This is a genomic window from Streptomyces sp. LaBMicrA B280, assembly GCF_049222185.1.
In the GTDB taxonomy this organism is placed as follows: Bacteria; Actinomycetota; Actinomycetes; order Streptomycetales; family Streptomycetaceae; genus Streptomyces; species Streptomyces murinus.
Map to the genome: position 1 here is coordinate 216,375 of NZ_JBMJCT010000033.1, position 12,181 is coordinate 228,555.

Consider the following 12,181-nt stretch of genomic DNA (forward strand, 5'->3'; position numbering starts at 1 on the left):
TGCGTGCCACCGTAGGATCGCGGGCGGTAAATCGCGGGGAGCCGATCTTGGGGTGGCCGGTACCCTTGGATCAGCCAGGGCGGCAACCCGGGCGATCACCAACTCGAAGCTCGCACCCACGAAGGACGATGAACGACGATGCATCGGTACAGGTCCCACACCTGCGGCCAGCTCCGCGCCTCTGACGTCGGCACCGACGTCCGGCTCAGTGGCTGGCTGCACAATCGGCGCGACCTGGGCGGCATCCTCTTCATCGATCTGCGCGACCACTACGGCATCACGCAGCTGGTCGCCCGCCCCGGCACCCCCGCCTACGAGGCCCTGGACAAGCTCTCCAAGGAGTCCACGGTCCGCGTCGACGGCTCCGTTGTTTCACGTGGAACCGAGAACGTGAACCCGGACCTGCCGACCGGCGAGATCGAGGTCGAGGTGACCGAGGTCGAGCTGCTCGGCGCGGCCCAGCCCCTCCCCTTCACCATCAACGCGGAGGACGGGGTCAACGAGGAGCGGCGCCTGGAGTACCGCTTCCTCGACCTGCGCCGCGAGCGCATGCACCGCAACATCCTGCTGCGTACGGCGGTCATCTCGGCGATCCGCCACAAGATGACCGCGCTCGGCTTCAACGAGATGGCGACGCCGATCCTGTCCGCGACCTCCCCCGAGGGCGCCCGTGACTTCGTCGTCCCCTCCCGGCTGAACCCCGGCAAGTTCTACGCCCTGCCGCAGGCCCCGCAGCAGTTCAAGCAGCTGCTGATGATCTCCGGCTTCGACCGCTACTTCCAGATCGCGCCCTGCTTCCGCGACGAGGACGCCCGCGCCGACCGTTCGCCGGGCGAGTTCTACCAGCTCGACGTCGAGATGAGCTTCGTCGAGCAGGAGGACGTCTTCCAGCCGATCGAGAAGCTCATGACCGAGCTGTTCGAGGAGTTCGGCGGCGGCCGCCATGTCACCTCCCCCTTCCCGCGGATCCCGTTCCGCGAGGCGATGCTGAAGTACGGCTCCGACAAGCCGGACCTGCGCGCCCAGCTGGAGCTGGTGGACATCACCGATGTCTTCGAGGGCTCGGAGTTCAAGGCGTTCGCGGGCAAGCACGTGCGCGCGCTGCCGGTGCCGGCGGTCCAGGACCAGCCGCGCAAGTTCTTCGACCAGCTCGGTGACTTCGCGGTCACGCTGGGCGCGAAGGGCCTGGCCTGGGTCCGCGTCGGCGAGGACGGCACGCTCACCGGTCCGATCGCGAAGTTCCTCACCGAGGCGAACGTCGCCGAGCTGACCAAGCGCCTCTCGCTCGCCCCCGGCCACGCGATCTTCTTCGGCGCGGGCGAGTACGACGAGGTCTCCAAGATCATGGGCGCGGTCCGCGTCGAGGCCGCCAAACGCGCCGGCCAGTTCGAGGAGAACGTCTTCCGGTTCTGCTGGATCGTCGACTTCCCGATGTACGAGAAGGACGAGGAGACCGGCTCGATCGACTTCTCGCACAACCCCTTCTCGATGCCGCAGGGCGGTCTTGAGGCCCTGGAGACCCAGGACCCGCTGGACATCCTGGGCTGGCAGTACGACATCGTCTGCAACGGCGTCGAGCTGTCCTCCGGCGCGATCCGGAACCACGAGCCGGACATCATGCTGAAGGCGTTCGAGATCGCGGGCTACGACCGGGAGACCGTCGAGGAGAAGTTCGCGGGCATGCTGCGCGCGTTCCGCTTCGGCGCCCCGCCGCACGGCGGTATCGCCCCTGGCGTGGACCGCATCGTGATGCTCCTCGCGGATGAGCCCAGCATCCGCGAGACGATCGCCTTCCCGCTCAACGGCAACGCCCAGGACCTGATGATGGGCGCGCCGACCGAGCTGGACGAGTCCCGCCTGCGCGAGCTGCACCTGAACGTCAGGAAGCCGCAGCCGAAGTAGTCCGGTCGGCGGCTGTCGCTGTCGCTGTCGCTGCCGTGAAGACGCCCGGAGCCCTTGGGGGTTCCGGGCGTCTTCGTGTCACCCGTCCTCCTCCGGCCCGTCCTCCTCGTCAGGTGAGGCCCCGTCCTCCAGCAGCCGCTCGGCGATGTCGTCCGACCAGTGCTGGGCCCAGGCCCGCAGCCCGGCGATCTCCGCCTCGTTCGGGCCGTACCGGGTGAACTGGCCCTCTGGGTAGAAGTCGGTGCCGGTCAGCCGGGACTGGAGGGTGGGCAGGTCGAAGGCGTCATGGGCGTGCCGACGGCCCAGTTCCTCCAGGTCGGGCAGCGAGAAGCGGGCCGCGGCGGCCCGCGCGTCGATCAGGTCGACGGCCGCGCCCCGGTCGTAGAGCGCGCGGATCTTCGTACCGACGGCGTCCTCCAGGCACAGGGCGGGCCCGTACGCGGTGAGGTCCGGCGGCCCCCACAGGCTCTCCTTGTGCAGCGCGAGGATGTGCGGCTCCCCGGTCGGCGGGTCGGTGACGGTCAGCCGCGCGGTGCGCGCGGTCGCGGCCTCGGCCCGGACGGTACGGCCCCTCGCCTCCAGGGCGGCCGCGACGGCGCCGGCGATGCCGGCCATGTCCTCGGCGCTCTCGGTCGCGAGGTCGACATCGGTGTGCGGCCGCCGGACGAGTCCGTGCGCTTCGAGCGCGTATCCGCCGGCAAGGACCAGGCCATGCGGCGCACCCGCCGTGACGGCGTCCGCGATCAGCCGCCGGTGGGGTTCGGGAAGGTTCACGGGATCCGCACTCTGCCAGGGGGAACGGGGGTGGTGGAGACGGGCAGGGCCCGGAAGCCATGATGGCGTTCCGGGCCCTGGTGTGTCGTACGAGCGCGACTCAGGCGGTCGGCTTCTCCTCCAGGCGGGGGAAGAGCACCGCGCCCTTGGTGACGGTGGACCCGGCCGGGAGCCTGCCCCAGTCGCCCGCGTCCTGGACCCGCTGCTCGGCGAGCGCGCCCAGAGTGGCCTCGGCGCCCAGGGAGTCCCAGAGCTTCTGCGAGGTCTCCGGCATCACCGGGTTGAGCAGGACGGCGACCGCGCGCAGCGACTCGGCGGCGGTGTAGAGGATGGTCGCGAGGCGGGCCCGGCCCTCCTCGGACTCGTCCTTGGCCACCTTCCACGGCTCCTGCTCCGTGATGTAGCCGTTGACCTGCTTGACGAAGTCGAAGACGGCCAGGATGCCGCCCTGGAAGTCCAGCTCCTCGCCGATCTTCCGGTCGGCCTCGGCGACCGCCTTGGCCAGTCCCTCGTGGACCGCCGTCTCCGCCGGGCCGTCGGCCGCGGCGGCGGGCAGGGCGCCGCCGAAGTACTTGCCGACCATGGCGGCCACGCGGGAGGCGAGGTTGCCGTAGTCGTTGGCCAGCTCGCTGGTGTAGCGGGCGGAGAAGTCCTCCCAGGAGAAGGAGCCGTCCTGGCCGAAGGCGATGGCGCGCAGGAAGTACCAGCGGTAGGCGTCGACGCCGAAGTGCTCGGTGAGGTCCTGGGGCTTGATGCCGGTCAGGTTGGACTTCGACATCTTCTCGCCGCCGACCATCAGCCAGCCGTTCGCGGCGATCTTGCTGGGCAGGGGCAGGCCCTGGGCCATCAGCATGGCCGGCCAGATCACCGCGTGGAAGCGGAGGATGTCCTTGCCGACGAGGTGCACGTCGGCAGGGAAGGTCTCCTCGAACTTCTCCTGGTTCTCGTTGTAGCCGACCGCCGTGGCGTAGTTCAGCAGGGCGTCGACCCACACGTAGATCACATGCTTGTCGTCCCAGGGGATCGGGATGCCCCAGTCGAACGTCGAGCGGGAGATGGAGAGGTCCTGGAGGCCCTGGCGGACGAAGTTCACGACCTCGTTGCGCGCGGACTCGGGCTGGATGAAGCCCGGGTTCGCCTCGTAGAGGGCGAGGAGCTTGTCGCCGTACTCGCTCAGGCGGAAGAAGTAGTTCTCCTCGCTGAGGATCTCCACGGGCCGCTTGTGGATGGGGCACAGCTTCTGGCCCGCGTACTCGCCCTCGCCGTCGAGGAGCTCGCCGGGGAGCTTGTACTCCTCGCAGCCGACGCAGTACGGGCCCTCGTAGCCGCCCTTGTAGATCTCGCCCTTGTCGTACAGGTCCTGCACGAATTCCTGGACGCGGTCCGTGTGCCGCTGCTGGGTGGTGCGGATGAAGTCGTCGTTCGCGATCTCCAGGTGCTCCCACAGCGGCTGCCAGGCCTCGGTGACGAGCTTGTCCGCCCACTGCTGGGGCGTCACCCCGTTCGCCTCGGCCGTGCGCATGATCTTCTGACCGTGCTCGTCCGTGCCGGTGAGGTACCACACCTTCTCGCCGCGCTGGCGGTGCCAGCGGGTGAGCACGTCGCCTGCGACGGTCGTGTAGGCGTGGCCCAGGTGAGGAGCGTCGTTGACGTAGTAGATGGGCGTGGAGACGTAGTACGCCTTCCCCGCCTGCTTCTCGGATCCAGTGGCCGCCATAAGGCGAAATCCTACTGGTCCCGGGGAGATGGGCTCACACGCGTTTCGGGGGGTGGACGCGGTCGTCCACCCCCCGGGCGCTTCGGTGTCCCGACGGGTTACGGGCGCCAGGTGGCGAGGACGCCCTCGTAGAGCTCCGTGTCCGTCAGTTCGCGGGGGGCCGGGCCCGCGTGGAAGAAGGCGGTGTTGGGGGTCTTCAGCTTGCGGAGGTAGTCGAAGGCCTTGTTGTCGAGTTCACCGAACGCGACGAAGGAGAAGAAGACCGTGGGGTGGGACTTCGCGGCGGCGGTCAGGGCCTGGGTCGCGGGGGTCTTGGCGTCCGGGGCGCCGTCGGTCTGGAAGACGACGAGGACGGGGGTGCCGGGGGCGACGTTCGCGTCGTAGTGGGCGAGTACGGCCTCCACGGCGGCGTGGTAGCTGGTACGGCCCATCCGGCCCAGGCCCGCGTGGGTGTCGTCGATCCGCGTCGTGTGGTCCGGGGTGAGGGTGAGGTCGGTGGTGCCGTCGACCTCGGTGGAGAAGAAGACGGTGTGGACCGTGGCCTCGGGGTCCAGGTGCGCGGCGAGGGCGAGGGTCTGGTCGGCGAGGGCCTGGGCGGAGCCGTCCTTGTAGTACGGGCGCATGCTCGCGGAGCGGTCCAGCACGAGGTAGAGCTTCGCTCGGGTGCCGGTGAGGTCGGTGTTCGCGAGGGGGGCGGTGGCGGCGGTGTAGGCGGTGGCGAGGGCGGGGGCGGAGTCCTTGAGGGCGGGGAGGGGGGTGGCGGGCGTGCGGGGGCCGTCTTCGCCGGTGTCCTTCCCACCCGCGCCACCCGTGCGGGGGGTTTGGGGGGCGGGGGTCGCCTGCGGGGCGGGCTCGTCGTCGGCGGGCTGCGGGTCGTGGGGGGTGTCTTTCCCACCCGCGCCGCCCGTGCGGGGGGTTTCGGAGGTGGGGGTCGCCTGAGGGGCGGATTCGCCGTCGGCGGGCTGCGGGTCGTGGGGGGAGTCGTCCCCACCCGCACCACCCGTGCCGGTTGCGTTGTCGGGTGCGGGTGCCGCCTGGGGGGCGGGCTCGTCGTCGGCGGCTTGCGGGTCGTGGGGGGTTTCGGGGGCGTCTGTTGTCGCCTCCGGCTCCTCGTCCGTGGGCGCGGCGGCGGCCTCGCGCGCCTCTTCGGCCTCCGCCACGCCGGAAGCCGGCTCGGGGGTCGGTTCCGTCCGCTCCGCGGTCCCGGGCTCGGCTTCGGCCTCCGGCTGGAGGTCCGTCTCGATCGCAGGCTCAGCCTCGACCGCGGCCTGCGGCTCGATACCCGCCCCGGGCTCGCCCGGCCCATCGAGGTCGGCCTCGGCGTCTGCCTCCGGCTCGGCGGCCTCGGCCTTCTCCTCGGTCTCGACCGGGGTATCGAGGGCAGCGGCGGCTGCTGCCTCCGCCTCCGGCTCGTCCTCGCCGTCTGCCTCGGTTTCGGCGTTCGGCTCGGTGGCCTTGGGCTGCTCCTCAGCTTCTACCGGAACCTCGGTTTCGGGCGCGGCCGTCGGCTCGGCCTCGACCGGCGCATCGAGGGCAGCGGCGGCTGCTGCCTCGGCCTCCGGCTCGGCTGCGGCTGTTGTGTTGGGCTCGGCCGGTTCCTCAACCGAGGCGTCGGCCTCTGCCGCGACCTCGGCCCCTGCCTGCGGCTCGACGTCTGCCTCGGTTTCGGCGTTCGGCTCGGTGGCCTTGGGTTGCTCCTCCGCCTCTACCGGAACTTCGGCCTCAGGCGCGGTCTCCGGCTCGGCTTCGGCCGTGGCTTGCTCTTCGGTCTCGACCGGGCCGTCGAGGGCAGCGTCGGTGGCTGCGGCTTCCGGCTCCGGCTCGGCGTGGGGCTCGGCTTCGGCTGTTGTGTTGCGCTCGGCCGGTTCCTCAACCGAGGCGTCGGCCTCTGCTGGAACCGCCTCGGTCTCAGGCGCGGTCTCCGGCTCGGCTTCGGCCGTGGCTTGCTCTTCGGTCTCGACCGGGCCGTCGAGGGCAGCGTCGGTGGCTGCGGCCTCCGGCTCCGGCTCGGCGTGGGGCTCGGCTTCGGCTTCAGCTGTTGTGTTGGGCTCGGCCTGTCCCTCAGCCGAGGCGTCGGCCTCCGCGACCTCGGTCTCCGGCTCGTCCTCGGCGTCCGCCTCCGGCTCGGCGTCTGCCTCCACCGTCGGCTCACGCTCGGCCTTCGACTCGGCCCCGGCTTCAGTTTCCACGGCGGGCTCGGTCTTCACCGTCGCCTCGGGGCCCTCCGCCGCACGCTCAACTCCAGCCTCGGCCCCCACTCCGTCAGCCTCAGCCTCGGCGTCACCCTTGGCCGCGCCCTCAGCCTTAGCGTCGCCCTTGACCGTGCCCTCAGCCTCGACGTCACCCTCGGCCGCGTCCTCGGTCTCGACGTCGGTTTCGCCCGGTTGCCTCGGGACCCGGACCTTGTCGAACGCGGCGGCCACCAGGTCGTGTTCCTGTTCGAGGGACGGGGACTCGCGGGGTTCCGGGATCGTCGGGGTCGGTTCCGGTTGGGTCGTCGCACCCTCTGCCTCGGCGGCCCGGGGCTTGCGTGAGCGGCCGAATACGTTTCGCAGGAGAGTGAGAATGCCCATGTGTGCAACCCTTCGCTGAGGTGACACCGTCAATCGCTGGCCAGGACGGACACGTAAGGTTAGCGGCCCTGGATGCGGTGCCCGGTCCGCGTCCGTGCCTACGCGGTGCCGTCCACGCGCAGCAGGAAGGCGTGCAGCGCCCGGTTGAACTCCTCGGGACGTTCCAGATTCGGCAGATGCGCCGCGCCCTGGACCACCTCCACGACGGAGTCCGGCACCGCGGCGCCCAGGGACTCGGCGTCCGAGACGGGCGTGTAGGTGTCGTCGGCGCCGACCACGATCAGCGCGGGGACCGATACGCGGGTCAACACGGGCCGGTAGTCGGGGCGTTCGGCGCGACCGCGCAGCGAGGCCGCGGCACCCTCCGGCGGCGTGGCCGTCATCATGCCGTGGACGTGGGCCTTCACCCGGGCGTCGGCGTACGGCGCGACCATCCGTTCCAGCACCTCGCCGGCGTACCCCCGCATGCCCTCCCTGAGCAGCCGGTCCGCCATCGCCCGCCGGCCCCGCTTCCCCTCGGGCGTCTCCGGGGTGGCGAAGGTGTCCGCGAGGACCAGGCCCCTGATCCGGTCGCCGAAGCGGTCCCAGCACTCCATCGCGATCTGGCCGCCCATCGAGAGTCCGGCGAGCACGCAGGTGTCCACGCCCAGGGAGTCCAGGAGTTCGGCCAGATCGTCGGCATGGCGGGCGAACGGGACGGTACCCGGGGTCACCGGTGAGGCGCCGTAGCCGCGCAGATCCGGGGCGATCACCCGGCGCTCGGCGGAGAACCGCGCCACCTGCGGATCCCACATCGTGCGGTCGAAGGGGTGGCCGTGGAGAAGGAGGAGAGGGGCCCGGTGGGAGGTTTCGGGGTCTTTGTCGGTGTAGGACAGGTAAGGGGGCATGTGGGTGACCCTAGGTGGCTCAACTCCTCGGTGCAATAAGATCTTTGCCCTCGGTGCAATCCATCACCGCGCCGAGAGCGCAAGGCATCAGGGGGAGCAATGAACGACTACCGGCGTATCGCCGACCGAATAGCCGCCGACATCGCGAGCGGACGACTGCGGGCGGGGCAACAGCTGCCCCCGCAGCGGGCGTTCGCCCGGCGGCACGGCCTTGCGCCCTCCACCGCGGGGCGCGTGTACGCCGAACTCGTGCGCCGGGGGCTGGTGGTGGGGGAGGTCGGGCGCGGGACGTTCGTACGGGCCGGGGCGCCGGACGGGCAGCCGGGGCGCGCCCTGACCGAGGCGGTGGGCGACGAGCCGGTGAATCTGGAGCTCAACTACCCGTACCTGCCGGGGCAGTCGGAGATGCTGAGCCCGGCCCTCGCCTCGCTCGCGCGCTCGGACGCGCTCGGCGACGCGCTGCGCCCGACCTCGGTCGCGGGCACCCCGGCCGCCCGGGAGGCGGTCGCGGGGCTGCTCGCCCAGGGGGGTGTGCACGCCGACCCGGAGCGGATCCTGTTCACCGGAAACGCCCGGCAGGCCATCGCCGCCACGCTCGTCTCCCTGGTCCGGCCCGGCGGCCGGGTCGGCGTCGAAGCGCTGACGTATCCGCTGGTCAAGGAGATCGGCGCCCGGCTCGGGCGGACCCTGGTGCCGCTCGCCATGGACGCGGAGGGCCCCCGGCCGGACGCCCTCGCCGCCGCGCACCGCGCCGCGCCCCTGTCCGCCCTCTATCTCCAGCCGACCCTGCACAACCCGACCACGCTGACCATGAGCGCGAGCCGCCGGGCCGAGCTGGCGGACGTCATCCACAGGCTGGGGATACCGGTGGTCGAGGACCGGATCTGGTCCTTCCTGCACCCCTCGGCCGAAGCGAGCGCACCCCCGCTCGCGGCCCTCGCCCCCGATCTCGTCCACCTCGTCGACGGCCTCTCGAAACGCGTCGCCCCCGGGCTCACCGTCGGCTTCGTCGTCGTACCCGGCGACCGCACCGAGGCCGTGGCGCGGGCGATCCGGTCCGGGGGCTGGAGCGCGGGCGCGTTCGCGCTGGAGGCGGCGGTGCGCTGGATCGGCGACGGGACCGTGGAGCGGCTGGTGGCGGCCAAGCGGCGGGACGCCGCCCGGCGCCGGCGGCTGCTGGCCGAGGCGCTGGACGGGTTCGCCGTACGGTCGGATCCGTACTCCTATTTCGCCTGGTGGGAGCTGCCGGCGCCCTGGCGGGCCGACACCTTTGCGGCGGCGGCGCGGGAACGCGGGATCGCGGTCACGCCCGGGACGGCGTTCTCGGTGGGGCCCGGCGGGGCGCCGGGCGCGGTCAGGCTTGGACTCGGGTCGGCTCCTGAGCCGGAGCTGGCGCGGGCTCTTTTGGTCCTCGCAGCCGTCGCACGAGGCGGGCGGGCCGCAGGTTCCGGGTCAGCCAGGTGGTGAGGGCCACCGTGAGGCCGAGTCCGAGCAGCAGCCAGGAGACCGTGCGCAGGGTCCCGGTCAGGGCGTCGTAGACGGCTCCGGCGGCCGGGTGCGGCACGTCGGCGGGCAGTCCGGCGAGGGTCAGGGAGCGGCCCACGGCGACCGCGAGTCCGAGCAGCGCGCCCGCGAGGGCGGTGCCGAGGGCGGTCGCGGCGATGGCCCGGCGGCGGCGCACGGCCAGGGCGATCCCCGCGGCGGCGAAGACCACGGCCGCGAGCGGAAGCCAGAATCCGGCGACTTCGAGCACGTGGAACCCCTTTCGTAGCGAGGTCAGTTCGTCGGCCGGGAGCACGGCGACCGCGGTGTGCTGCACCGGGATACGGGCGGCGAGCGGTATGTGCTCGTCGCTGAGCTGCTGTTTGACCTGGGCGGTGACGGGGGCGAAGTCCACGGTGACCGGCTCGGCGGCCGCTTCGTCGCGGTCGTCGCGCAGGGCCCGCAGCACCGCGTCGTGGGTGACCCGGTTACCTGCGTCCCAGGCGAGCCGGAAGGCCTGGGTCTGGGTGAAGGAGCGCACGGCGTCGTGCACGAAGGGGCGTACGGAGCTGTGCAGCGGACCGGCGTCCAGCCGTCCGCCGGCCTCGCGGAGCAGGCTGTCGCCGACGGCGTCCGCGACGGCCTCCCGCACGTCCGGGTCGGTGGCGAGCGGGGCCATCGTGGTGACGTACCGGCCCGTGTCGGTGAGCCCGTACGTCGCCCAGAGTGCCAGCGCGCCGAACGGCACGAGCAGGCAGGACAGGGTGATCAGTACGGCCGACAGGGCGCTCCTCAGGCGTGGCGGCACCCTCCCAGGCAACGGCCCGCGGGCCCGGCACGCGACCGGAGTGCGTCCGCTCGGGCGATCCGGGCGGATCCGATGCGGGCGGATCCGATCCGGGTGCATCCGGTCCGGGTGGATCGCGCCCGCCTCAGCGGATCCGCCGCCCGAAGGCGTCCTCGCGTGTGTAGTACCGGTAGAAGAAGACGACGAAGGTGGCCCCGGCGATCAGCAGGGACATCACGATGGAGCGCAGGATCGAGTGGCCGCTCTGGCTGTAGAGCCAGCCGAAGGCGATGCCGACGAACGCCGTCCACAGCAGCGCGTGCACCTCCCGGATCATCCGGGGGGCCAGCGCCAGCAGCGCGACGCAGACCACGGCGAAGACGAGGGCGCTGACGAACCCGAGCAGCAGGTTCCAGCCGGTGATGGGGCCGCCGCCGCGGTTGTCGGCCGCGACCCAGTAGCCGTAGACGAGGGCCAGGACGACGGGGACCGCGATCCGGGCGATGCGATGGGTGCGGGCGCCGAGGACGTCGGGTGTCCGGCGCTGGTCGGGGGAGGCGCCGGCCTGCACCTCGGGCGCCGGGGCGCGCCGGGGGATTCCGCCGGGTGCGGGTGCCGCATGAGTCATGAGAGCACTCCTCTCTCCTCGCCCCCGTTTCGCTATCCAATGCACACCTGGGGGCGGGCTCTGGCAAGTCGGCCGCCGCGCCGGGCCCGCAATCACGGGGATCGCGGGGGTTTCGACGGCGGGCCGGTTCCGGACACCCGCGCCCGGAGCGCGGGTGCCCGATAGATACCCGTTTCCGGTGTTCATCCGGGAATCCTGGAGACTCGAACGGCATGAGCGGGACGAGGTACCAGCGGTGGCGCCCAGGCATCTGCGGACGCGGATACGCCTGGCTGCTGCCCTCGCTCACGCTCGTCGGCATCGCGATGCTGGATCTCAACACCGGCGCCGAGTTCCGGATCGTCTCCTGGATCGTCCTGGTGCCCGGCATCGCCTCCGCGGTCTGCGGGGTGTGGACCACGGCCGGTTTCGCCGTGCTGTCGATGGTGACGTACGTCCTGGTGGACAACGCCTGGCCGGAGCAGTACAAGGCCGGTCTGCCCGACTTCCTGCTGATCGCCCTCGGCGGTGTGCTGGCCATGGTCGCGGCGGCGGTGCGGATGCGGCGTGAGCGGCGCGTGCTGCACATGCAGGACATCGCCGAGACCACTGTACGAGCCGTGCTGCGGCCGCTGCCCAAGCGCTGGGCCGGTCTGGAACAGGCGGGCGTGTATCTCGCCGCGGACGTGGAGGCGCAGGTCGGCGGCGACTTCTACGACATCCAGCCCGGTCCGTACGGCACCCGGGTGCTCGTCGGCGATGTGCAGGGCAAGGGCCTGGGCGCGGTGGAGGCGGCGGCCGCGCTGCTCTGCAGCTTCCGGGAGGCGGGCTACTTCGAGGAGGACCTGCGGACGGTCGCCGAGCATCTGGAGACCCGTATGGTCCGGCACCGCATGCACACCGCCGTGGTCGGCAGCCAGAGCGGGGACCGGTTCGCCACGGCCGTACTGGTCGCCTTCTCCCTGGAAGCCCCCGGGATGGTCGACGTCATCAACTTTGGTCACGGGGCGCCGCTCGCGGTCGGGCCGCACGGGGTGCGGGAACTGCCCTGCGGCGACGGGGTGCCGATCGGGCTGGGCGACCTGGTCGGAGGGCTGCCGCCGCTGCACCGGGTGCCGCTCGCGCGGGACGAGACGCTGCTGCTGCTCACCGACGGGGTGACCGAGGCCCGCGACGGCCGCGGCGAGTTCTACGACGTGGTCCGCGACATCGGCGCCGCGGTCGCCGCCGAGCCCCGCTGCGCCGAGCCCGGCCGCCTGGTCCGGCGGGTCCGCGACGGCGTGCTCCGGCACAGCCGGAGCCAGCTGGCCGACGACACCACGGTCTTCGCGGTGCGCCGGCTCCCGGAGGGCGAGGTGAGCCCGGCTCCCGCGCCGGCGCCGGGGATGTGGGAGGCACGGGCCCTGCCGGGGCGGGGCCGCGGATGGGGGGCGGGATAAGAGCCCCGAACGG

The 12,181-nt window shown here is 72.1% G+C and carries 9 protein-coding genes; 3 read left to right on the forward strand and 6 right to left on the reverse strand.

Annotated features, from left to right (window positions below; genetic code table 11):
• The first annotated feature begins 138 nt into the window (after positions 1-138).
• Positions 139-1,902: an aspartate--tRNA ligase gene (aspS, locus tag ACLF5H_RS25960; protein WP_421678426.1), complete on the forward strand. Its 1,764-nt coding sequence runs from the start codon at positions 139-141 to the stop codon at positions 1,900-1,902.
• A 78-nt stretch (positions 1,903-1,980) separates the two neighbouring features.
• On the opposite strand, the gene ACLF5H_RS25965 is transcribed toward aspS, so the two are convergent.
• The 4 genes from ACLF5H_RS25965 to ACLF5H_RS25980 all read right to left on the reverse strand — a co-directional run bounded on the left by ACLF5H_RS25965 (position 1,981) and on the right by ACLF5H_RS25980 (position 7,853).
• Positions 1,981-2,676, reverse strand: coding sequence for a nucleotidyl transferase AbiEii/AbiGii toxin family protein (locus tag ACLF5H_RS25965; RefSeq protein WP_421678427.1), 696 nt, complete (start codon positions 2,674-2,676; stop codon positions 1,981-1,983).
• Between the two features lie 100 nt (positions 2,677-2,776).
• Positions 2,777-4,393 carry a methionine--tRNA ligase gene (gene metG, locus ACLF5H_RS25970; RefSeq protein WP_421678428.1) on the reverse strand — a complete coding sequence of 539 codons (1,617 nt, stop codon included), beginning with the start codon at positions 4,391-4,393 and terminating at the stop codon, positions 2,777-2,779.
• Between the two features lie 98 nt (positions 4,394-4,491).
• Complete coding sequence (locus tag ACLF5H_RS25975) at positions 4,492-6,816, reverse strand: VWA domain-containing protein (protein ID WP_421678429.1); 2,325 nt, start codon at positions 6,814-6,816, stop codon at positions 4,492-4,494.
• 248 nt (positions 6,817-7,064) lie between these two features.
• The gene (locus ACLF5H_RS25980; protein WP_421678430.1) at positions 7,065-7,853 is read right to left on the reverse strand and encodes an alpha/beta fold hydrolase; all 789 of its coding nucleotides are present in this window, start codon (positions 7,851-7,853) and stop codon (positions 7,065-7,067) included.
• A 99-nt stretch (positions 7,854-7,952) separates the two neighbouring features.
• On the opposite strand from ACLF5H_RS25980, the gene ACLF5H_RS25985 reads away from it, so the two are divergent.
• Positions 7,953-9,320 (forward strand): PLP-dependent aminotransferase family protein, encoded by a 1,368-nt coding sequence (locus ACLF5H_RS25985; protein ID WP_421678431.1) that lies wholly within the window; start codon positions 7,953-7,955, stop codon positions 9,318-9,320.
• Here the strand turns inward: ACLF5H_RS25985 and ACLF5H_RS25990 are convergent.
• Positions 9,208-10,143, reverse strand: coding sequence for a hypothetical protein (locus ACLF5H_RS25990; protein WP_421678432.1), 936 nt, complete (start codon positions 10,141-10,143; stop codon positions 9,208-9,210). The two genes, ACLF5H_RS25985 and ACLF5H_RS25990, sit on opposite strands and share 113 nt — an antisense overlap.
• Positions 10,144-10,267: 124 nt before the next feature.
• Positions 10,268-10,750 (reverse strand): hypothetical protein, encoded by a 483-nt coding sequence (locus ACLF5H_RS25995; protein WP_421678433.1) that lies wholly within the window; start codon positions 10,748-10,750, stop codon positions 10,268-10,270.
• A 212-nt stretch (positions 10,751-10,962) separates the two neighbouring features.
• Here ACLF5H_RS25995 and ACLF5H_RS26000 point away from each other — a divergent pair, with 212 nt between their 5' ends.
• A complete protein-coding gene (locus tag ACLF5H_RS26000; RefSeq protein ID WP_421678434.1) occupies positions 10,963-12,168 on the forward strand; it encodes a PP2C family protein-serine/threonine phosphatase in 1,206 nt (401 codons plus the stop codon).
• The last annotated feature ends 13 nt before the right edge of the window (positions 12,169-12,181 follow it).